The following is a 20,934-nucleotide window of genomic DNA, read 5'->3' on the forward strand; positions in this document are numbered from 1 at the left end:
ATTGCAGAAACCTTCAAAACAAACGTCTTTGCGAGGAGTGAAACGACGAAGCAAACTCATTAATCCAAGATTTTAAATAATCGGCTCCCCTCAAGGTGACTTTTGTTCCCGAACTTTAAACCTAAACATTCGCTAAAAACCTTTTTTGACGGTCATATTTTTGATAAATTGGTGAGAACTTCAATTTATCCGGATGGAAATATTAGGCATAGACATAGGCGGCTCCAGTTTGAAAGGAGCGATAGTGAACGTGGATTCCGGTGAACTTATCACCCCGTCCCATAAGATCCCAACTCCCGAAAGCCGTGAGCCTGAAGAAATGGCCATTGCTGTAAAAGAAATGCTTAATCACTTTTCGTATACCGGTATGGTTGGTTGTGGGTTTCCTACAATCGTAAAAAAAGGAATTTGTAAGCACGAAGGAAATCTAAGCAGGAAATGGCTGGATGTGGATGTTGACGGCCTTTTTGAGAAAACAACCGGTCAGAATTTTACGGTGATCAATGATGCTGATGCAGCCGGACTAGCAGAGATCAAATTTGGGGCAGGTCGTGATGCTACCGGTTTTGCAATTATGATCACAGTGGGCACTGGCCTGGGAAGTGGTGCCTATCTGCATGGAGAACTTATCCCGAATTTTGAACTCGGCCAGATCCCTTATAAAGAATATGAAAAGATCGAAGAATGGGCAGCATCCTCGGTAAAGACCGAACAGGACCTGAGTTATAAAGACTGGGCATACCGCTTTAATATTTTCCTCAATCATGTGTTCAGGATTTTGAATCCCGATGTGATCATCGTTGGGGGTGGTATTTCCAACGACTGGGACAAATTTGAAAAATACCTGGATGTAGACACCAGGCTCATCCCGGCCCAACTGCGCAATGAATCAGGTATTCTGGGTGCAGCCATTGCGGCTAAAAGTAAATACAACCGCTAATTAAGCGTCGGCGGCCGGCTTTTTCCTCTTATTTATAAAAAGATAATAGAAATTAACTCCGGCTATGGCCAGATTCGTAATTATAATAGGCCAGCTGTTCAGCAAAAAACCGTAGACTACAAAGAAGGAACAACCTATTATATTCACCGAACGCAGGGTTACGATATTTCTCATCAAAAAAGACAGAAGTACAAATATGGAGGCTAAATAACCAATCCATTCGGTAATGGATACACCTAAAAATTCAGTCATAACAAAAAGGATAAAAAAAGCCCGCCTTCCGGCAGGCTTAAGTATAATTTAATTAGTCATTTCAACCGAAGGTAGATATCCGTACAAATCTGAATTCTCAACCCCTTCGCATCTTCAAAATAACATTAAATTTAAATAGCTTTCGATCTTTTTCTTTCATTCTCGGTAAGAAGGATCTTTCTTAGTCTCAAATGATGCGGGGTAACTTCAACATATTCATCTTTCTGAATATACTCAAGGGCCTCTTCCAGAGAAAATTTGATAGCCGGAACAATTTTAGCTTTTTCATCGGCTCCTGAAGAGCGTACGTTAGAAAGCTTTTTTGTTTTGGTAATATTCACTGCCATATCATCCTGACGGGAATTTTCGCCTATCACCTGACCTTCGTATATCTCCTCTCCCGGATCAACAAAGAACTTTCCTCTATCCTGAAGCTTATCAATAGAATAAGGAATCGCCTTGCCTTTTTCCATGGAAACCAATGAACCATTCTGACGTTCCGGAATGCCACCTTTTAAAGGCTGATATTCTTTATATCTGTGAGCCATGATCGCTTCTCCGGCAGTAGCCGTTAGAAGCTGGTTTCTCAATCCAATAATTCCTCTTGAAGGAATAAGAAATTGAATATTCATCCTGTTACCGCGCGCTTCCATACTCAGCATCTCTCCTTTTCGCATGGTCACCATTTCCACCGCCTTACCTGAAACTTCTTCCGGAAGATCAATAGTAAGCTCTTCAATCGGCTCACACTTAACACCATCTATTTCCTTGATGATAACCTGCGGCTGGCCAATCTGAAGCTCATAGCCTTCACGTCTCATGGTCTCTATAAGTACAGATAAGTGAAGTACACCTCTACCGTAAACCATAAATTTATCAGCGCTATCAGTCTCTTCAACTCTCAAGGCCAGGTTCTTCTCAAGTTCTTTATAAAGTCTTTCCTTTATATGTCTTGAAGTCACAAACTTTCCGTCCTTTCCGAAAAATGGAGAATCGTTAATGGTAAAAAGCATACTCATGGTAGGCTCATCGATCGCGATAGTCTTTAATCCTTCAGGATTTTCAATATCGGCAATGGTATCACCAATTTCAAATCCTTCCAGTCCCACTACCGCACAAATATCACCTGCCTGAACTTCTTCGATCTTTCTTCGGCCTAAACCTTCAAAAGTATGTAATTCCTTAATTTTCGTTTTCTTAATGCTACCATCTCTTTTTACAAGGGAAACCTGCTGATTATCCTTCAAGGTTCCTCTTTGCAGACGTCCTATGGCAATCCTTCCTGTAAAAGAAGAAAAGTCAAGAGAAGTAATAAGCATTTGTGGAGATCCTTCCAGGTCGACCTTTGGAGCAGGAATATGTTCAATAACCATATCAAGCAAAGGCTCAATATTTCCGGTCTGGTGCTTCCAGTCCTCGCTCATCCAGTTATTCTTGGCAGAACCATACACGGTTGGGAAATCCAGCTGCCATTCTTCAGCCCCAAGTTCAAACATCAGGTCAAAAACCTTTTCATGAACCTCCTCTGGAGTACAGTTTTCTTTATCTACCTTGTTTATTACCACACATGGCTTAAGACCAAGATCTATCGCTTTTTGAAGAACAAAACGTGTTTGCGGCATAGGTCCTTCAAAGGCATCCACCAAAAGTAGTACGCCATCAGCCATATTAAGTACACGTTCCACCTCTCCACCAAAATCGGCGTGACCAGGAGTATCAATAATATTGATCTTCGTATCCTTATAGGTTACCGAAACATTCTTTGAAGTAATCGTAATCCCTCTTTCCCTTTCCAGATCGTTATTGTCCAGGATCAATTCTCCGGTAGACTCATTATCACGGAAAAGTTCACAGTGATGCATTATTTTATCAACCAGAGTAGTCTTCCCGTGGTCAACGTGTGCGATAATCGCGATATTTCTTATAGCTGCCATATATAGCCTTATTTTTAAGGCTGCAAATGTACAGCTATTTTTCGCTAATCCATCGCAGATTTACAAGATTTTAAATTACTGAAAATCAACACATTTAAACCTCCGTGTTTTTTTTAATAAGACCAGACGTCACCTAATTGTTTCAGTCTCCCCCTGTCCCTGTATCAAAATCTTCTGAAAAGTTTTAAACCACATGCCTTCATACAATCACATTGAATCCTGATTTTCAGACCTTCTTTTGAGAAATAAAGGTTTATCCCTTGTGTTAAATTCATTTAATGTTGCTGTTAAACACTTTTAAATACTTTGGGATGGGGAATGTATGTGTGTAGCTTTGGGTTAAAGAAAAAATTATTATGAAAATTATTAAAGGTTTATTTTTATCAGTACTATTATTAAGTTTCACCAGTTGTGATGATGACGATGACAATCAAGTGATAGAAGAAACGTTCAACTTTACAGCACAGTTATCAGAAATTAATGATTCCGGGGTCAGTGGTACCGCAGCCATAAGCGTTCAGGGGAACAGTCTGACCGTGCTCGTGGAAGCAGAGGGAATGACGCCTGGAGAGCCTCACCCACAACATATCCACGGGCTGGAGAATGGTGAGGAAAATGCTACCTGCCCTCCAGAATCGGCTGACACCAATGAGGACGGTATTATAACAATTCCTGAAGGAGTTCCTTTTTATGGAGGTGTTTTACTTCCCCTAGCGGATTTCCCGGTAGCAGATGAAAATGGAACTATTAGCTACCAGCAAACTTTTATTCTGGGCGAAAATGGTAATCCAACAGTTGAAGATCTTTCTGCCCTTCAAAACAGGGTGATCGTTCTGCACGGAATGAATGATGGTGATGGTGCTTATGTACCAACCACACCGGCAGCATGTGGAGAATTGTCCCTTCAGTAGAAAATTATTGAAATATTAAGTATGAAAAACCGCTCATTGGGCGGTTTTTTTATTCCTGCTCATCAGCCGAAGGACCGTAAGTGGCTGGCACCGAAATATCGAGAAGTCTGAAATAAACTCCAAGCTGAGCCCGGTGATGAGGGAACTGATTCATCACTGTAGATTGAAGCACGTTAAATTTTGGCATTTCAAAAATGATCTCTCCATCATTGGTCATTTTCCACATTCTTTCAAATTCATCATCAGATTTTTTCAAAGACTTTTCTGCTTCGGCCGCATTCGTTTTCAACTCCTTTATTATCTCATCTACAGTGGCATGATCTGTTGGTTTATAGCCTTTCATCTCCATTCCGCCGGCATTCATGGTTCCGGTTATCCAGGAAGGTATTTCAGCCAGGTGATTGGCAAGCTGGCGTATGGTCATGGATTTCTTATGGGGTCTCCAGTCAAGTTTATCTTCAGGTATTCTTTTGAGGAATTTTTCGGTAAGAGCAACTTCCTGCTGCAACTGCGGAATTAGAAATTCATGAATTTTCATTTTTTTCAGTTTTAGGAATGTGTATCTAATTTAGAGAAAATTCAATATTAATTCTACTGAAATTATTCTGAATTGTCCTTCGCTCTTATTTCGATTATCTTTGTGAAAAATTGACAATAATGAATCTGAATAAAATTCCGAAGTTAAAACACGTAAACAGCAATAATTTCTTCCTCCTATCAGGCCCCTGCGCTATTGAGGGTGAAGATATGGCACTAAGAATTGCCGAAAAAGTGGTTTCTATTACAGATAAACTTGAAATTCCATATGTCTTTAAAGGTTCCTTTAAAAAAGCAAACCGAAGCCGTATTGACAGTTTTACCGGAATAGGCGATGAAAAAGCCTTAAAGATTCTTAGGAAAGTATCTGAAACTTTTGATATTCCAACCGTAACCGATATCCACGAGATCAACGATGCACATATGGCTGCCGAATATGTTGATGTGCTTCAGATCCCGGCGTTTCTTGTGAGACAAACAGACCTGGTAGTCGCTGCTGCCGAAACCGGAAAAGTTGTGAATCTTAAGAAAGGACAGTTTATGAGCCCGGAAAGCATGAAACACGCTGTAACTAAAGTCACCGACTGCAATAATGAGCAGGTGATGATAACAGACAGAGGTACCATGTTTGGATATCAGGACCTCATTGTAGATTTCCGCGGAATTCCTACCATGAGAGAATATGCGCCGGTTGTTCTGGATGTTACGCATTCACTTCAACAACCCAATCAAAGCAGCGGTGTAACCGGTGGACGTCCTGATATGATCGAAACTATTGCCCGGGCTGGAGTAGTAAATAATGTGGATGGATTGTTCATTGAAACACATTTCGATCCGGCTAACGCAAAGAGTGATGGTGCTAATATGCTGGATCTGGACTATTTAGAAAAATTGCTTAGCAACCTTGTTGCAATAAGAAAAACGGTGAACGAAATCTAAAAACTTTCACAAAATTTAGGAACGCTTACGCCTAAAGAGGGATTTTCAAAGTACATTAAGGATTCACCTGATATTTCCCTGACATGCGAAGTTACTTTTCGAAAATTGCCGGAGTCTTACTGGTGGGATTTTTAATTCCCGGATTTTTACTGGCACCGGGAAATCAGGTACAGGCTCAGGAAAAACCTGAAATACATGTTGGTGGTGCTCTAAGATTCAATTATAACCTGTCTTCCTGGAAAGACGGGCAGAAAGAACGGGGAGGAGATTTTGGCTATGATATGTTTAGAGTCAACTTCGATGCCGCATGGAAAGACCTGTATCTAAATGCTGAGTACCGACTTTACTCCGAAGCTTTTGGAGGTGGCTTCATGAAGCAGGGCTGGGTTGGATATAGATTTAATGACCAGGATGAGATACAAATTGGATTAAACCAGGTTCCCTTCGGTATACAACAATACAATTCCCACAATTGGTTTTTCAACCTTACCTATTATTTTGGTTTAGAGGACGATCATGATATGGGGGTTAAATATTTACATACAGGTGATAATTTCGAATATGACCTGGCATTCTATAAAAATTCTGAAGAATTACGTTTTGGCGGAGATACCGAATCTTCTTCCAGCAGATACTCCTATGATGTAGTTGGAAGAAATAAAGAAGTGAACCAGGTAAATGGGAAACTGATCTATAAGTTCGGGGATTCGATAAAAAACCGGCTGGGCCTTTCAGCTCAATATGGCGGATTATACAACCTGGATACTAAAGAAACCGGATCACACAACGGCCTGGCTCTTCATTATGAATTAGATTTCAGGAACTGGAATTTTAAATTGCAGGGAATGATCATTAATCATGATCCTAAAAACCTACCGGAAGAGTCTGATGATGTGATTCAAATGGGAGCATATGGAGTGCCTTATGAAGTAGCGTCAGATTTTAATATTTACACCCTGGCTTTTTCAAAAAGCATTCCTGTGAAATTAGGTCCCATAAGTAACCTTCAGTTCTATAATGACTTCGGATTTATGGATAAAAAGATAAAATCATTTGAAGATTCATTTATGAATGTAACCGGTGTTCTTGTGAGCGCGGGACATGTATACACTTATATAGATTACGCAGCCGGATATAATCAATCCTGGCTGGGAGGAAATTTTGTAGACGATTTCTCCGTAGGTAATCCTGATGCGAAATGGGAAGCAAGATTCAATATTAATATTGGTTATTATTTTTAATAACTACCAGAAACTAGATTTATGGCTGAGAAAGTTACCAGAAGTGATGAGAAGAAATCCATATTCGGACTGGAAATTAACGGGCCGGTATTTTTCACCTCTTCCATCTTTATAATTATAAGTATAGTATTAACCTTAATTTATAAAAAACAGGCAGAAAGCTTTTTTGAAGATCTGCAGCACTCTGTAGCAGAAAACGCCGACTGGTTCTTTATCCTGGCGATAAATATCTTTTTCGTGTTCCTCATTTATCTGGCCCTGGGCCGGTTTGGAAAACTTCGTATTGGTGGCCAGAATGCCAAACCGGAATTCAAAACGCTTTCCTGGTTCGCCATGCTCTTTAGTGCAGGAATGGGAATAGGACTTTTATTTTTTAGTGTTGGTGAACCGGTAATGCATTTTAATTCTCCACCCATGGCAGAAGCCGGAACTGCGGCGGCGGCACAGGAAGCAATGAATTTCACATTTTTACACTGGGGCTTTCACGCCTGGGCTGTTTATGCACTGGTGGGACTTTCTTTAAGCTACTTCACCTATACCCGCGGGCTGCCATTAACTATCAGGTCTATTTTCTATCCTTTTCTCGGCGACCGTATCTACGGAAGAATTGGAGATATCATTGATATTTTTGCGGTGCTGGCCACAGTGTTCGGGCTGGCAACTTCCCTGGGATTTGGGGTACAGCAGATCGCTTCAGGATTAAATCATGTCTTTGGTTTACCTGATGGCACCACCACTCAAATTCTGATCATAGCCATAATTACTGCCATTGCAACCATCTCGGTAGTACTGGGTGTAGACAAGGGAGTAAAAATTCTTAGTGAATGGAATATGAGAATCGCGGTAGTACTCCTCCTATTGGCAGTAGTACTGGGACCAACACTGTTTATATTCAGATCATTTGTCCAAAACACAGGAAGTTATCTTTTTAACTTTCTGGAGATAGCTACCTGGAGTGAAACCTTTACCAATGGGAGCTGGCAGAACGCCTGGACCGTATTCTACTGGGGCTGGTGGATAGGCTGGTCTCCTTTTGTTGGAATGTTCATCGCACGAATATCTAAAGGAAGAACGATCAGGGAATTTATTTTAGGAGTATTACTGGTTCCTTCGCTGTTAACATTCTTCTGGATGTCTGCATTTGGTAGCGTAGCTATAGACCAGATCATGTCTGGAAATGATGTGATTAGCCAGGCCGTAAACGATGATATCGCTACTGCCCTATTCGTTTTTTTCCAGGATTATCCATTATCTATGATCATTAATGTAGTCGCGGTTTTACTTATTGCCGGATTTTTTATTACCTCGTCAGATTCAGGATCTCTTGTAGTGGACAGTCTTACTTCAGGAGGGAAGATCGATGCGCCGGTAGGACAGCGAATTTTCTGGGCGGTAACCGAGGGAACCGTAGCCGCTGTGCTTCTGGTTGGTGGCGGCTTGCAGGCTTTACAAACGGCGACCATAGTCACCGGATTACCCTTCGCTGTTATTTTACTCTTTATGTGCTATTCCCTATATAAAGGTTTGAATGAAGACCTGAAAAAACTGAATGAGAAAAAATCTGAAAAACAGATGGAAAATTATGAGGAGATCGTTTCTGAAATAGTGAACAAAAGAAATCTTCAAGAATCAGATAAATAAGAATAATCATGAAAAATATAGATAACATCCTTGTAGCGCTTGACCTTACCTCTACTGATACAGATATAATCCGGTATGCTTCATTTTTAGCGGATACCTTAAAGCCGAAAAATATTTATTTTGTACATAACATAAAGAAATATGAGATCTCTGATCTGTTCCAGGAACAACTGAAGAATTTCAATCTGGAAAAATTGATCAGTGATGAACTTGATGAAAAGGTAGCAACTCATTTTAAGGCTGAAACTCCTTCCAAGGTCCTTATTTCTGAAGATCCCTATACTGAATCCCTTATAAATTATATAGCTAACAAATACGAGATAGACCTGGTGATGGTAGGTAATAAATCCAAGAACCAGGGAACGGGAATAGTTTCTGATAAATTGATGAGACTGCTTAAATGCGACATTCTATCTGTTCCGGAAAATGCCAGGCTAAGTATGGACAATATCTGGGGAGGAACCGATTTTTCCAAGGAATCTGCCAAGGTGTTCCAGCTGACTTCAATTCTCGCAAACTATACCGGCGCAAAGATCACCGCAGTGAATATCTATAATGTTCCGGTACAATTCACCCCCTATCTCAATAAGGAAGAAATAGTCCCTAAGATCGAAAAGCATACCAGGGAAAAATTTGAAAAATTCTTAAAAAAGAATAAAATTACCGACTGTGAAATGAAAGTAATTCGGGGCCGCGAAGCCAGTATTGCCGAGAAAATGACCATCGAAGCAGAAAAGTCCGGTGCAGATCTCTTAGTGGTGGCCGATAAAGGCGGAAATGTTTTTTCCTCTCTTTTGGTGGGTAGTGTTACCGATGAGCTTTTTGACCGTACCCTTAAAATTCCACTTTGGATAGTGAAGTAACTTCTCCAACTAATTTTAGTATCCTGCGATTGGACCTATAGAATATAAAAGCCCTCATTTTGAAGGGCTTTTTTATTACTACTTTTAAACAAAGTGGAATTAAATTTTTAAAATTTATCATCAATAATTGAAGTTTTTTATTTTACTTTGTTTTTCAAAGTACTTTAAAATGGAAAACGAAAAGTATCTTCAGGACCTCAGCGAGATCAAGAATATGATGAATCGCTCCTCCCGTTTTATTTCCCTTAGCGGGCTGGCAGGAGTATTTGCCGGTTGCTATGCGATCATTGGAGCCATCATTGCAAAAATGCTGCTTAGTGACAGCACATCGGTTTATAATGAGAACTATGATCTGGTCACCACCGGTAATATAAATTCAGAGCTAACCACTCAATTATTCGCGATCGCTGTGGCAGTGCTAATCCTTGCGATTGGAACAGCAATTTTTCTAACCACCCGCAAAGCCAGGAGAAATGACCAGAAGATATGGGACAGTACAAGCAAAAGATTAGTCGTTAATTTCTTTGCGCCATTGGTTGCCGGCGGACTTTTTTGCCTGGTTCTGTTACAGTACGGTCTTATAGGCCTAATTGCTCCATGTATGCTTATTTTCTACGGATTGGCTTTGATCCATGCCAGTAAGTATACCTTTGCAGATCTCAGAGGCCTTGGATATGCCAATTTGATTCTGGGTCTTATTGCCACTCAGTTTATAGGTTATGGATTGTATTTCTGGGCGATAGGCTTTGGACTCTTTCATATTATTTATGGCATCTGGATGCATAATAAGTATGATAGAAAAAGTGCTGAATGAAGAGTATTATAAGCAATATAAATAAAGCTTTTGATCATAGGATCCGCCTGGGAATTATGAGTGTTCTAATGGTGAATGAATATGCCGATTTTAAAAGTCTGAAGGAACTATTGGGAGCTACAGACGGAAATATCGCCAGTCATACAAAAGCGCTGGAAAAACAGAAATACATTAAAGTTGAGAAGTCATTTATAGACAGAAAGCCCAATACGCGATATATCGCTTCAGAAAAAGGCAGGAAGGCTTTTCAGGAGCATCTCGATGCCCTTGAAAAACTATTGAATTCTAAAAATGACCTTAATAATTAAAAGGGGGAAATAAGCAGGCAATAAGCAACTATATTTTTTTATCAATTTACTTTGAATTTCAAAGTACTTAAATAAACTAAAAACCAATCATTATGAAAACAAAAAGAATTTTAATCATTGTACTTATCGTAGGAGCGCTGTTATTGATTCCGTTTATCGGAATGCAATTTAGTGAGGATGTTGACTGGTCCGGATTTGATTTTCTGATCATGGGAATTTTACTTTTAGGCACCGGACTTTTAATTGATCTGGCACTAAGGAAAATCCCGGATACAAAGAACCGGATCATTGTAAGCGGAATTATTCTGGCGGTATTCTTTCTAATCTGGGCAGAACTGGCCGTTGGGATATTCGGGACTCCCCTGGCCGGTAGTTAAAAAACTACCTGAAGTTTCATTAAAATAAATCGTCATGCGTGATTCTATAATTTCAGGACTTAATGATCCGGCAAAACTGGAAGGCTTATACAGGAAAAACAAAGCTGAATTCAGGAAGATCTTCAGTTCAATTTATACTGAATATCGGGATCTACCCATAGTTCAATTCTGGCACGAAAGACTCAATTTTGAATCCCATGAAATAAGCTGGGGTTCTAAAAAAGATTGGAGCTTTGTTATCATAGCTTCCATCATTGCCGGATTTCTGGCAAAATTACCTGATATATTTTTCATTGATGAAGAGTTCTTCTATCCAAGGAATATTGGCTTTCTGGCATTTCCGTTTTTGAGCGCATTCTTTATCTGGAAAAATAATTTATCCAAAAAAAGGATCCTGCTTTTAATAGGTGTTACAGCGATAAGCTTGCTGTATATTAATCTGTTACCGGCTAACCCGAATAGTGATACCCTTTTCCTGGCTTGCATACATTTACTCTTGCTATTATGGGGAGTATTCGGGCTTTCCTTTTCAGGAAATGACATCCATGATCAAACAAAACGACTGAACTTCCTAAGTTTTACTGGGGAACTACTGGTCATGTCTGCCATGATTGTTCTTGCCGGAATTATTTTAACCGGTATCACAATTGGCCTTTTTGAGCTGATCGGGCTTGATATAGCTGAATTCTATTTCAGGTATATCGTTGTATTTGCACTACCAGCAATACCCATTCTCGCTTGCTTTCTGGTTTTCACAAATCCAAACCTGGTAAATAAAGTTTCTCCGGTGATCGCGAAAATTTTCAGTCCCGCGGTCCTGATCATGCTTTCTATTTATTTGGCGGCAATTATGTATGTGGGAAAAGATCCATATACCGACAGGGATTTTCTAATCATCTTTAACCTTCTACTTATCGGGGTGATGGCTCTTATCTTTTTCTCAATTACCGAAGGCTGGAAAGAAAACAGATTGGGCACCAACAAATATGTTCTTTTACCGCTTTCTATAGTCACTACTATTGTAAACCTGATCGCACTGTCTGCTATCATTTTCAGGATCTCTGAATGGGGCTTTACTCCTAACCGACTTGCGGTTTTAGGCGGAAACATCTTAATGCTGATCCATTTGATCATGGTAGGCTTCAAAATTCTTAAATGTACTTTTAAAAAGTATCCCATTTCTGAGGCAGGCAAAGCCATCGTAAGCTATTTACCTGTCTATTTTGTTTGGATCGTTGTGGTCATTTTTCTGTTTCCATTAATTTTTAACTTTAAATAGGTAATGGTATCTTATTTCAAATTTTCAGGATCTATTAGCTGGATTGGTCTGGTCTTTGGCCCAATTGAAGAAGGATATTACCTAGAAATCATCGACTCACTCTAAAACGAAAAAATGGATAAGGAATATTTTGTAAAGAAAGATTCGATCGTCAGGGAGATCTGGGGTAAAAGTGATACGATCCTGCTTATTTTCGCGGGAGCTTCCGCAGAATTTGCACTGAATAAGGCGGTAGACTGGCTTTACTTTACCGGTAAGCTTCCTGAAGATCCCCTGGGCCGCTTATTCTCTAAGGTCTCTTACGCCAGGGAAATTGTCTTTTCCTACCGCAATTCTGCCATAAAAGCAATTGAAAGGATGAATCACATTCATTCTTCCGTTGAAAATGAACGGGGGAAAGACATTCCCGATTGGGCATACCGTGATGTTCTGTTCATGCTGATCGATTATTCCGTAAGGTCTTATGAAATACTCGAGAGAAAGCTGAAGGTTTCTGAGAAACAGGAAGTCTTTAATGTATTTTCAGAAGTGGGAAATCTCATGCACCTGAAAGGTTTGCCAGAGACCTATGAGCAGTATTTGGAAATGCGGGAACTACATATCCGGGATCACCTGTACTATGGAGAATATAGCCGGGACCTATACCAGCAATATCGAAAACATTTAGGATGGATGCGCTACAGGTTGTTGCTGGAAACCCAGATCATGATCGTCCCGGGATTAGTGAGGCAATATTTAGGGCTGCGGAGGTTTTCAATGCTTGGTCCTTTCATAAAAGTCTTCAAGATCAGCAGGGAGATTAAATTAGACAGGATCTTAAAAGAACTTATTCTTCCCGCCCAGTACAAAAAGGAGATCAAACATCTGGATAAAGTGACAGCTTAGGCTTATTTTTATTGAATTAACTTCTAATGATGTCTTTAAAAAGAGCCAGTAGAATCTCCTACCTCCTTTGGTTTCTGATCCTGCTATGTACAGAAATTCTCATTGCCGTATTCGTGAATGATAAAATAATCCGCCCTTATGGTGGGGATTTCCTGGTAGTTATCCTGATCTATTGTTTCTTAATGGCTATATCTAATATTTCAGTAATCAGGGGACTGCTGATCGTCCTGGTATTTTCCTTTGCTGTTGAATTCTTCCAGATAATCAATATCGTAAAAGTAATGCAATACCAACCGCCAGAACCAGTAATGATAATCCTGGGAAGCAGCTTTTCGGTCTGGGACCTCCTGGCTTATAGCCTCGGAATTTTATTCACCGCAGCCATGGAATTTTACTTTAGTTCAGCTTTGATAAGGACCGGGAAATGATCAGACGGGTATTTCTGATCTTTGGAATCTGTAAGCACTCCATATTTAAGAACCTCAACCTTATCGTTCACAAAAATATAATCGATCCTTCGGGTGACCGGCTCATGGAACTCATAACCGTTGAAGGTGCCTTCAGATCCGAAAGACACATTCCGGGCAACATTTCTGGAGTCTCTTAATTTATCTGCTATTAGCTGAATAGCCCTGGTATCGGGCTCAAGATTAAGATCGCCCATAAGGATAGCCGGGAGACCTGCTGAATTGATCTCGGCTATTTTAGTTAGAATCAGCTTTGCGCTTTCCAGTCTTGCCTTTTTCCCCCTGTGGTCAAAATGTGTATTAAAGACCCAGAATTTTTCACCGGATTCTTTATCCTCGAACAAAGCGTAGGTACAGACACGCGGGTAGGCCGCATCCCATCCCCTGGAAGGTTTGGTTATGTCTTTTGCCAGCCAGAAGGTGCCAGATATCAGTACATCAAATTTCGCGGTCTTGTAAAGAAGGGCGCTAAACTCCCCGTTATCACCCCCGTCACGACCGGTTCCTATATATTCATATCCATCTAATTCGGCAATAAAATGGGTGAGCTGACCAATTACTGCTTCCTGAACTCCAAAAATATCGGGTTCATAGAATTTCAGCTGATTGGTTATAAAGTCCTTTCGTTTTGACCAGCTGTTTTCACCATCATTTTCGTTGGCGTATTTGATATTGTAGGTCATCACCTCCATTTCCTGGGAAAACATTGTGCTACAAATTGTTAAGATGAATATTATTACAAGTCTATTCTGTAGTCTCATTTTTATGTAATTTACCTTCTACGTAATCTTCCAGATATAAAAAGCCTTCAGTCAGTTTTCCGTCTTTTGTCATTCTCGCCCTTTCAAGAATTCCATCCTGGTCATCATTAAAAAAGGCAGGAAGAACATTTTTCAGGAACATCTCACCAAATCCCTCACTTGCATCTTTCGGCAGTTCACACGGGAGATTATCCACGGCCATCACGGTAATCGCTTCAGGATCCCTGAAATCCCTTTCTGCTTCGGTTTGAGGGTCATATCCATAAAAAGGTTCTGCTATCGTTGAAGGCCTTATGGTACTTGCTATGGGCCCGGCTATATCACATGAAATATCTGCCACATATTTGATGCGGAAATCATCTGACCTTGCCTCTTCAGCAGTGAAAAAGACCGGGCTTCCCTCACCGTAAAAATGTCCGGCAATAAAAACATCACTGCTGCTGGCGAACCTGAAGAAATCTGATTCATAATTTTCCGGATGCGTATAAAATTCCATGCGGCCGCCTTTACTACCATCAATTCTTTTTGCATATTCCAGCACATCTATATGGCAGTAAACCGGTTGATCGAAATCCTTTTTCAAATACTCCTCATGACTAACCTGCCTGATCTTTAAATGATCCAGGATCTCCTTTGCGCCATGGGCAACCTTACCACTTCCCGTAAGCACGAATTTATAATTGGGAACTTCTATGTTATCAAGTTCTGCCAGCATGGCATCCAAATCGGGAAGGTTTTCTGCTTTTGGCAATTCAAAAGACCCTTCTTTTAAACCGATAGCTCTTATTCCATTATAAGCACCTACCAGTCCCGCATACCTTCCAAAACCAATGAGTCGTGCTCCTTTTTTATCAATGATCACCTCATGATCATAAAGTTCTATATTTTTATTTAATATCTCCCTGAGAAGGTCACGATTATAAGGTTGTTTCTTGATAGTATGTGAGAAGAAAAAATACTTCTTATTATCGATAAGAGCCGGAATAGGAACTTCCTTTACACCCAACATTACATCGCAATCTGTAACATCTTCTGATACTTCAAATCCCGCGGCCCTGTATTGCTCATCACTGAATACCCTTATATCTGAACTTTCCACTTTAAACTTAGCATCCGGAAATTCTTTCGCGATCTTTTTTAACATTTCAGGGGAAAAAACCACCCGTCTATCCGGCGGAGTCTTTCTCTCTTTAATGAGGGCAAATCTGATCATATTCTGGTATGGGTTTTGTGTAGTTATGAAGTGCCCCAAAGATATAAATTTAAATCTGTATCTTTGCTGGCCCAACCGGAAACTCTGGTTGGTTTCTTTGAAATCTGATCTTTTAAATAAGCGTCATTCTGTCCTGATAGTTATCTGGATTTTTTCAGAATCTCGGGTTAGGAAGCTGAAACAAGTTCAGCCTGACGGAATGTATTTGAAGGATGGATATTGCGCCAGGGATTGAAGCGGCATCCTTTTTTGGCTGCGCTGAGCTTGTCGAAGCGCTTGAAAAAAGATACAGCGTAAAGCCCGGCCCTTCAAAGAAGGGGGCGCCATTATAACAAAGAAGATGTTCATTATTTTATGGGGTCGACTTGGTTTTGACAGCGAGTCTAATTGAGTTGTAAGCACGTCGAGCGCTGGGATATAGCTCGTAAATCTCATATTTCACACTTTTTTAAACGGCGAGAATAACTACGCCTTGGCTGCGTAACCGAATCACAGTAGGTTACTCTTAGTCCCTGTAAGACAGGGAGCCAAGATGTCCCGCGAAAGCCTTGATTTACGGCGTTCGCATTCGGGGCACCGATAAAGTAAATATAGGAACTGCAGGGCCTTGATGCGGTTCCGAAACTTAAGCGAGGATACGTGTAAGATTGGTGGTCTTCGGCCGGTCTTGCATCGACAATCAAGTGAAGACTAAACGTGTAGAAAGCATCTGAATTGCTTGTTTGGACGAGGGTTCGAACCCCTCCGACTCCACAATTAAGCGCAGCTATGCTGCGGATTAAAACCTGAAAACCTGCTAAGCTTTTTTTGCCTGAGCAGGTTTTTTCGTTTTAATAAGAACTAAGCCATAATCCAAGTAATTCTAAGCTAATATCAACATATAATTTTCCTGATAGAAGGTTTTTGATCTGGCTATGGCATATGCCTGTTTCAGCAGCTTGTTTCATACGGCGTTTCTAACTCATCCCTTGTTTCCACAATGCATTAATAAAATTCTCTACAGGCTTTATTATCGTCACAAACAGTAAAGCTTCAGAGGAACAATAGCTTTCTCAGTTTCCGATTTCCTACTTTGCTTATTCTGTTTGAGCTCTTAAATATGATATTATAAGCGGAATACTTCAGTATGAAGTTATACGATGAAAAGAAACAAATTATGACCTTTTGACCCTAATAATATTTAAAATTAAATCATCTAAGCATCTGTTTTTCAGCTATATTTAATCTAATTCAAATTCACATACAAATCTAAAATTCTAAGTGAAGTTATTTAGAGTGCGACTTATGTTAACAGGTAAGATTTAATCGATTATTAAACTTACAAAACTGTTTTTCAGACATGTTTGATTGAATATAGTAACGGCCATGAAAAAAGTAAATTTATTTTTGTTTCAACACAAAAACAGGAACCAAATTGGAATCGATTTCAAATTTGACCTTCAGATAAAAGAAAGCCTAAAAGAGCTTAAAAGTATTCATTGGACGCAGACCCACGGATGCTTTTATGTGGAATCTAACCGAAAGGCCTTGAGAGAATTGAATGAACATCTTCGCCAAAAAAACATCACAGCCAATGAGATGCTCCTGGATTATTCAAAAATTCCGGAACAAAAAACGCTTGAAAGTGATAACCTACAGGTGCTGAATTTTTTGCGTTATCTCAAAGGTCTTCGCTATAGTGAAAGTACCATTAACACTTACATGTCTTTTGCTGAAAAGTTCTTAAGGTTTCATGATTTCAAGGTAAAGATAACCGAGAATGACGTGGCCAGATTTGTGGAATCTGAAATCGCAGAAAAGGGATATTCGATAAGTACCCATAGGCAATGTATTAGCGCATTGAAACACTATTTTGATTTTACCGGGGCAGCAACTTTTGATATTTCTTTGCTGAAACGGCCGAAGAAAAGCAGGTATCTTCCGGGAATTCTGAGCAAGGAAGAAGTACTTGACCTATTGAGAGTAACCAGGAATTTAAAGCATCGTTGCACGCTGGCACTTATCTATTCCTCGGGACTTAGAATTGGGGAACTCATAAAGCTAGAACTAAAAGATATAGATATTGACCGAAAGCAAATTCATATAAAACAGGCAAAAGGCAGGAAAGACCGTTATGTGATGCTAGCTGAAAGTTTTTTGCCTCTTTTTTACAATTACCTTCAAACTTATGAGCCTCACCGTTATGTGGTTGAAGGTTATAATGGCAAACCTTATAACCCTTCATCTATCCGCAAATTTCTCAAGCAATCCTGTGTGAGTGCAAAGATCAAGAAACGAGTTACGCCACATACCTTACGTCATAGTTTTGCGACACATTTGCTGGAAAATGGAACTGATTTGAGGTATATACAGGAACTGTTAGGACATTCTAAACCGGAAACAACGATGATCTATACTCATGTAACTCAACATGACCTAACAAGGCTTGAGAGTCCATTGGACAGAAGTATTAAAGATTTAATGGAACGGAGCCAGGACGGTAAAGATCTTGCAAACCTCCGTTTATCCCGGAACATTCTCGGATAAAAAAGTATATTTACCATCATATAACGAGTTGGTGAGAATTTTTTAAAATATGCATGGTAAAAACAAATATGCCGGAATCTCAAAAAGAGCAAAACTTTTACTTGAGAAGGAAGAAGGATTTGATGTTGACTTCAAGCGAACTACAAAAATAAGTGCAGAAGATTTAGTTGCTTTTGCAAATTCTGACACGGGAGGAACACTTTTGCTAGGAGTAGATGAAGAAATACAACCTGATGGATCACAAAAAGGAAAAGTTGTCGGATGTGAAATAGGAGATGAAGAAAAATTAAAAATAATCAATAAGGCAAACCAGTGTTTTCCACATATAAAAATATCAATCCATCAAGAAAATACTAAATACACCCCCTTTTACAGAATTGAAATTCCATCAAGTAAACATAAACCACATTGTACCCAAGCTGGAGTTTACAAAGTAAGAAGCGACGGCGCTAATAAACCATTACTACAAGGAGAGTTATTATCGATTTTCCTTAAACAAGAATCAAGCAATTTTTTGAAAAAATACTCTGAAGCTACCTTGGATATTAGGAAACAATTAGAAAAGCAGCATAAAACTCAAATAAGGGAAATGTGGAATAACACTTTTGAAACCACTACAGAAATTGAAAATGTAGTTCAAAGGATTGGTGGAATGGTAGATGGGATTCAACTTCAGATAGAAGATTCAAGCTTTGATTTAGAAAATTTTGTGGAGGAAATAAAAGAAGATACTTATCAAATGAAGGCCGATTTAGAAATCACTTACGATGTAAAACAAAAACTACAAGAGGTAGATAAAAATATATATAGTTTAGCTTGGAAATTGAATGCCTTATTGGAACATAATAACATTGAAGATCCAGAAATAACGAACGCCAGGATAAACACTAAGAATTTACTAAGTTTTTATAAGGAATCTATAACCAAACACTTAGGTAATGTAAATGGTATCGATGAAAAGGCAAAAGAGACAATACAAAGACTATATAATAATAACGATGTTTTAAAAGAAACTTATACAATTGAACAAATTGAAGAATGGTATAAGAATATTGAAAATGACGAGGAAATTAAGAACTAAAAACTCTCACCAACATCGGCTCATCACAAATAACGGGTATTGCCGAAAAAGAGTAATTTTAAAAACCCAGAAAGAAAATGGTTAATCCGAAAAGTCCGCCTTCCTACTCCCGCAACTTGCGATAGCCGTAACCGTTGTGGTTAATTTTTTAAATAAAACCTATAAATGAAACAGATACTTTTTATCCTTATTTTTATTTTTAGTGTAAATAATTTAAATGCTCAATTTTCTGAAAACAATGCAATCTATCATACTAGTGAAATAACAATTGGAAACTATTTGGGAATTGATATACATGCCAATTATGTATTAAATGAAAAATATTCTTTCAAACTAGGATATTCTGGATTTATCAGAAGAGCGAAAAATGCACCTGAAAATTATTCTTCGGGCTTATTCGGTATTTTGACTTTTGGTCTCGCTGATCCTTATGATCAAATGGAAAATTTCCAGATTTTGGCAGGAAAAATTTATCCATTAAATAAAAAAGGTACTATACGAACAAATATTTCTTTTGGACTTGGATTTACGGTAATACGAGAACCTACTAATTGGCAACCCATAGAAGGAAGTTTTGTAAATCAAAATTATTCATTTGAATATAATAAATACAATACCATAAGCTTAATAATAAATCCAAAAATAGAATTTCCCTTTACAAGATTTTATGGATTGACCCTTTCCCCTATGCTACAAATTAATAAAGATCGAACATACATCGGAATAGGCATAGGACAAATGATAGGATTATTGAGGAAAAAAAACTAACCACAACATCGGTTAACGGCCAATATGCGGGTATTCCAGGAAAAACAATAACTTAGAACTCCAAAACACAAAACTATTAGCCGACAACTCCGCGTGCTGATTTCCGCACACTGGCGTTAACCGTAACCGTTATATCCAATGCCTCTGAAAATTCAACTTTTATGACAGATTTTTTTTGTGATTATTATACTTACGGAAATTTTTATCAACCCGGCGACCAACCGAGTAGAGTTTTAATTTTTTCTATTACAGAAGAATTCGAAAAGATTAAATCAATATTAAAAAGAGAGTTTCCAACAAAAGATTTAGATAAAATTAATCTTAGAATAATTACTCAAAATTCCAAGGTTATTGGCCCGTATACGAATGGAAATGAAATTCTGCTACACGACTCTTTTTTATCTTTCTTATGGTGTTTCAATTACGGAATAATGGCAAGAATGCCACAACAAAATTCCTATGACAAAGACAGATGGGAATTAGGTGGTAAAGTTATTGAATATGGAAGAGCACTTTTAAATTCATTTCCTTATTGGGATAAGGAAATACTTCCTAATCCTGAATTATATAGCAAAGAACTTGATCAGTACGTAGGTAAAACAAATTTTTTATGTTTGAATGGGATTAACTTTATAGTATATCACGAATTTGCACATATTATATTAGATCATTTTAAGGAAATATCGGGTGCTAAAATTTCTGACGAAAGAGCTTTAGAAATGGAAAAGGAAGCTGACCAATTTGCATTAAAATACTGTTCAAAATTCGAAGGTATTACGGATAAAAATCTTATTGGTTCATTAGCATCAGGATATACTACAGCTATAGGTTCTTTATTTATAACAACAGAAAATTTGAATGGTGGACAACACCCCAATCCTCATCAAAGGCTTTTAGATATGCTCAATTATTGGAATTTTCAAGAAGATAATATGAGTTGGTCGATAGCTGTTATGGTTATAATGGAATGGCAAGTAATATTTAAAAAATGGATTTTATTTGCTAAAGAATTTAAAAATCCAAAGCAATATTTTACTGATTCAATAAAACAAGTTGAAGAAGTAAAAGAGAGGTATGGTGGTAGAATACCATTAATTGAAGAAATTAAATCAACTGCAAAAGAAACTTAATACTAAGGCACTGGATATAACAACGGTTCATCGCCAATAAGCGGCACCGTTAGAAAGAAAATAATTA

21 protein-coding genes and 1 other RNA gene are annotated in these 20,934 nt (G+C 38.7%); 17 read left to right on the forward strand and 5 right to left on the reverse strand.

What is annotated here, in order from left to right; all coding sequences use genetic code 11:
• Positions 1-193: 193 nt before the first annotated feature.
• Entirely contained in the window at positions 194-940 is a 747-nt protein-coding gene (ppgK, locus tag LU635_RS03835) for a polyphosphate--glucose phosphotransferase (protein ID WP_240096360.1), read from the forward strand.
• On the opposite strand, the gene LU635_RS03840 is transcribed toward ppgK, so the two are convergent.
• Together LU635_RS03840 and typA are read right to left on the reverse strand one after the other, a co-directional pair.
• On the reverse strand, positions 941-1,192 hold the full coding sequence (locus LU635_RS03840; protein WP_240096362.1) for a PQ-loop repeat-containing protein: 252 nt from the start codon (positions 1,190-1,192) through the stop codon (positions 941-943). It lies immediately after the preceding gene.
• 131 nt (positions 1,193-1,323) lie between these two features.
• Positions 1,324-3,126 (reverse strand): translational GTPase TypA, encoded by a 1,803-nt coding sequence (typA, locus tag LU635_RS03845; protein WP_240096364.1) that lies wholly within the window; start codon positions 3,124-3,126, stop codon positions 1,324-1,326.
• A 356-nt stretch (positions 3,127-3,482) separates the two neighbouring features.
• Between typA and LU635_RS03850 the strand changes: the two genes are divergently transcribed.
• On the forward strand, positions 3,483-4,037 hold the full coding sequence (locus tag LU635_RS03850) for a hypothetical protein (protein ID WP_240096366.1): 555 nt from the start codon (positions 3,483-3,485) through the stop codon (positions 4,035-4,037).
• A gap of 49 nt (positions 4,038-4,086) precedes the next feature.
• Here LU635_RS03850 and LU635_RS03855 read toward each other — a convergent pair whose 3' ends face one another.
• Entirely contained in the window at positions 4,087-4,575 is a 489-nt protein-coding gene (locus LU635_RS03855; RefSeq protein ID WP_240096368.1) for a DinB family protein, read from the reverse strand.
• 119 nt (positions 4,576-4,694) lie between these two features.
• Here LU635_RS03855 and kdsA point away from each other — a divergent pair, with 119 nt between their 5' ends.
• From kdsA to LU635_RS03905, 10 genes are all read left to right on the forward strand, one after another.
• Positions 4,695-5,513 (forward strand): 3-deoxy-8-phosphooctulonate synthase, encoded by an 819-nt coding sequence (gene kdsA, locus LU635_RS03860; RefSeq protein WP_240096370.1) that lies wholly within the window; start codon positions 4,695-4,697, stop codon positions 5,511-5,513.
• Between the two features lie 83 nt (positions 5,514-5,596).
• Positions 5,597-6,754, forward strand: coding sequence for a hypothetical protein (locus tag LU635_RS03865; protein WP_240096372.1), 1,158 nt, complete (start codon positions 5,597-5,599; stop codon positions 6,752-6,754).
• Positions 6,755-6,775: 21 nt separating this feature from the next.
• A complete protein-coding gene (locus tag LU635_RS03870; RefSeq protein WP_240096374.1) occupies positions 6,776-8,395 on the forward strand; it encodes a BCCT family transporter in 1,620 nt (539 codons plus the stop codon).
• A gap of 8 nt (positions 8,396-8,403) precedes the next feature.
• Positions 8,404-9,258 carry a universal stress protein gene (locus LU635_RS03875; protein WP_240096376.1) on the forward strand — a complete coding sequence of 285 codons (855 nt, stop codon included), beginning with the start codon at positions 8,404-8,406 and terminating at the stop codon, positions 9,256-9,258.
• A gap of 169 nt (positions 9,259-9,427) precedes the next feature.
• Positions 9,428-10,072 (forward strand): hypothetical protein, encoded by a 645-nt coding sequence (locus tag LU635_RS03880; protein WP_240096378.1) that lies wholly within the window; start codon positions 9,428-9,430, stop codon positions 10,070-10,072.
• On the forward strand, positions 10,069-10,380 hold the full coding sequence (locus tag LU635_RS03885) for a winged helix-turn-helix domain-containing protein (protein WP_240096380.1): 312 nt from the start codon (positions 10,069-10,071) through the stop codon (positions 10,378-10,380). Before LU635_RS03880 ends, LU635_RS03885 begins: the two co-directional genes overlap by 4 nt.
• Before the next feature lie 92 nt (positions 10,381-10,472).
• Positions 10,473-10,757, forward strand: a complete 285-nt coding sequence (locus LU635_RS03890; RefSeq protein WP_240096382.1) for a hypothetical protein — start codon at positions 10,473-10,475, stop codon at positions 10,755-10,757.
• Between the two features lie 34 nt (positions 10,758-10,791).
• A complete protein-coding gene (locus tag LU635_RS03895; protein WP_240096384.1) occupies positions 10,792-12,036 on the forward strand; it encodes a hypothetical protein in 1,245 nt (414 codons plus the stop codon).
• Positions 12,037-12,150: 114 nt separating this feature from the next.
• The gene (locus tag LU635_RS03900; protein ID WP_240096386.1) at positions 12,151-12,921 is read left to right on the forward strand and encodes an oxygenase MpaB family protein; all 771 of its coding nucleotides are present in this window, start codon (positions 12,151-12,153) and stop codon (positions 12,919-12,921) included.
• A 26-nt stretch (positions 12,922-12,947) separates the two neighbouring features.
• Positions 12,948-13,349, forward strand: a complete 402-nt coding sequence (locus tag LU635_RS03905) for a ribosomal maturation YjgA family protein (RefSeq protein WP_240096388.1) — start codon at positions 12,948-12,950, stop codon at positions 13,347-13,349.
• Here the strand turns inward: LU635_RS03905 and LU635_RS03910 are convergent.
• On the reverse strand, positions 13,313-14,149 hold the full coding sequence (locus tag LU635_RS03910) for an endonuclease/exonuclease/phosphatase family protein (RefSeq protein ID WP_240096390.1): 837 nt from the start codon (positions 14,147-14,149) through the stop codon (positions 13,313-13,315). The genes LU635_RS03905 and LU635_RS03910 overlap by 37 nt on opposite strands.
• A complete protein-coding gene (locus LU635_RS03915; RefSeq protein WP_240096392.1) occupies positions 14,133-15,362 on the reverse strand; it encodes an NAD(P)-dependent oxidoreductase in 1,230 nt (409 codons plus the stop codon). The genes LU635_RS03910 and LU635_RS03915 overlap by 17 nt, the downstream gene beginning before the upstream one ends.
• A 356-nt stretch (positions 15,363-15,718) precedes the next feature.
• Here LU635_RS03915 and ssrA point away from each other — a divergent pair.
• From ssrA to LU635_RS03940, 5 genes are all read left to right on the forward strand, one after another.
• Positions 15,719-16,118, forward strand: a transfer-messenger RNA (tmRNA) gene (ssrA, locus tag LU635_RS03920).
• 630 nt (positions 16,119-16,748) lie between these two features.
• Positions 16,749-17,888 (forward strand): tyrosine-type recombinase/integrase, encoded by a 1,140-nt coding sequence (locus LU635_RS03925; protein WP_240096394.1) that lies wholly within the window; start codon positions 16,749-16,751, stop codon positions 17,886-17,888.
• Between the two features lie 49 nt (positions 17,889-17,937).
• Positions 17,938-18,969 (forward strand): AlbA family DNA-binding domain-containing protein, encoded by a 1,032-nt coding sequence (locus LU635_RS03930; RefSeq protein ID WP_240096396.1) that lies wholly within the window; start codon positions 17,938-17,940, stop codon positions 18,967-18,969.
• A 165-nt stretch (positions 18,970-19,134) separates the two neighbouring features.
• Complete coding sequence (locus LU635_RS03935; RefSeq protein ID WP_240096398.1) at positions 19,135-19,737, forward strand: hypothetical protein; 603 nt, start codon at positions 19,135-19,137, stop codon at positions 19,735-19,737.
• Between the two features lie 161 nt (positions 19,738-19,898).
• Positions 19,899-20,867 carry a phage exclusion protein Lit family protein gene (locus tag LU635_RS03940; protein ID WP_240096400.1) on the forward strand — a complete coding sequence of 323 codons (969 nt, stop codon included), beginning with the start codon at positions 19,899-19,901 and terminating at the stop codon, positions 20,865-20,867.
• The last annotated feature ends 67 nt before the right edge of the window (positions 20,868-20,934 follow it).

It is taken from the genome of Christiangramia crocea, assembly GCF_022410465.1.
GTDB lineage: Bacteria > Bacteroidota > Bacteroidia > Flavobacteriales > Flavobacteriaceae > Christiangramia > Christiangramia crocea.

Coding starts and splice junctions, on each gene's coding strand:
- ppgK (WP_240096360.1), top strand. CDS start 194: ATGGAAATATTAGGCATAGACATAGGCGGCTCCAGTTTGAAAGGAGCG.
- LU635_RS03840 (WP_240096362.1), bottom strand. CDS start 1,192: ATGACTGAATTTTTAGGTGTATCCATTACCGAATGGATTGGTTATTTA.
- typA (WP_240096364.1), bottom strand. CDS start 3,126: ATGGCAGCTATAAGAAATATCGCGATTATCGCACACGTTGACCACGGG.
- LU635_RS03850 (WP_240096366.1), top strand. CDS start 3,483: ATGAAAATTATTAAAGGTTTATTTTTATCAGTACTATTATTAAGTTTC.
- LU635_RS03855 (WP_240096368.1), bottom strand. CDS start 4,575: ATGAAAATTCATGAATTTCTAATTCCGCAGTTGCAGCAGGAAGTTGCT.
- kdsA (WP_240096370.1), top strand. CDS start 4,695: ATGAATCTGAATAAAATTCCGAAGTTAAAACACGTAAACAGCAATAAT.
- LU635_RS03865 (WP_240096372.1), top strand. CDS start 5,597: ATGCGAAGTTACTTTTCGAAAATTGCCGGAGTCTTACTGGTGGGATTT.
- LU635_RS03870 (WP_240096374.1), top strand. CDS start 6,776: ATGGCTGAGAAAGTTACCAGAAGTGATGAGAAGAAATCCATATTCGGA.
- LU635_RS03875 (WP_240096376.1), top strand. CDS start 8,404: ATGAAAAATATAGATAACATCCTTGTAGCGCTTGACCTTACCTCTACT.
- LU635_RS03880 (WP_240096378.1), top strand. CDS start 9,428: ATGGAAAACGAAAAGTATCTTCAGGACCTCAGCGAGATCAAGAATATG.
- LU635_RS03885 (WP_240096380.1), top strand. CDS start 10,069: ATGAAGAGTATTATAAGCAATATAAATAAAGCTTTTGATCATAGGATC.
- LU635_RS03890 (WP_240096382.1), top strand. CDS start 10,473: ATGAAAACAAAAAGAATTTTAATCATTGTACTTATCGTAGGAGCGCTG.
- LU635_RS03895 (WP_240096384.1), top strand. CDS start 10,792: ATGCGTGATTCTATAATTTCAGGACTTAATGATCCGGCAAAACTGGAA.
- LU635_RS03900 (WP_240096386.1), top strand. CDS start 12,151: ATGGATAAGGAATATTTTGTAAAGAAAGATTCGATCGTCAGGGAGATC.
- LU635_RS03905 (WP_240096388.1), top strand. CDS start 12,948: ATGATGTCTTTAAAAAGAGCCAGTAGAATCTCCTACCTCCTTTGGTTT.
- LU635_RS03910 (WP_240096390.1), bottom strand. CDS start 14,149: ATGAGACTACAGAATAGACTTGTAATAATATTCATCTTAACAATTTGT.
- LU635_RS03915 (WP_240096392.1), bottom strand. CDS start 15,362: ATGATCAGATTTGCCCTCATTAAAGAGAGAAAGACTCCGCCGGATAGA.
- LU635_RS03930 (WP_240096396.1), top strand. CDS start 17,938: ATGCATGGTAAAAACAAATATGCCGGAATCTCAAAAAGAGCAAAACTT.
- LU635_RS03935 (WP_240096398.1), top strand. CDS start 19,135: ATGAAACAGATACTTTTTATCCTTATTTTTATTTTTAGTGTAAATAAT.
- LU635_RS03940 (WP_240096400.1), top strand. CDS start 19,899: ATGACAGATTTTTTTTGTGATTATTATACTTACGGAAATTTTTATCAA.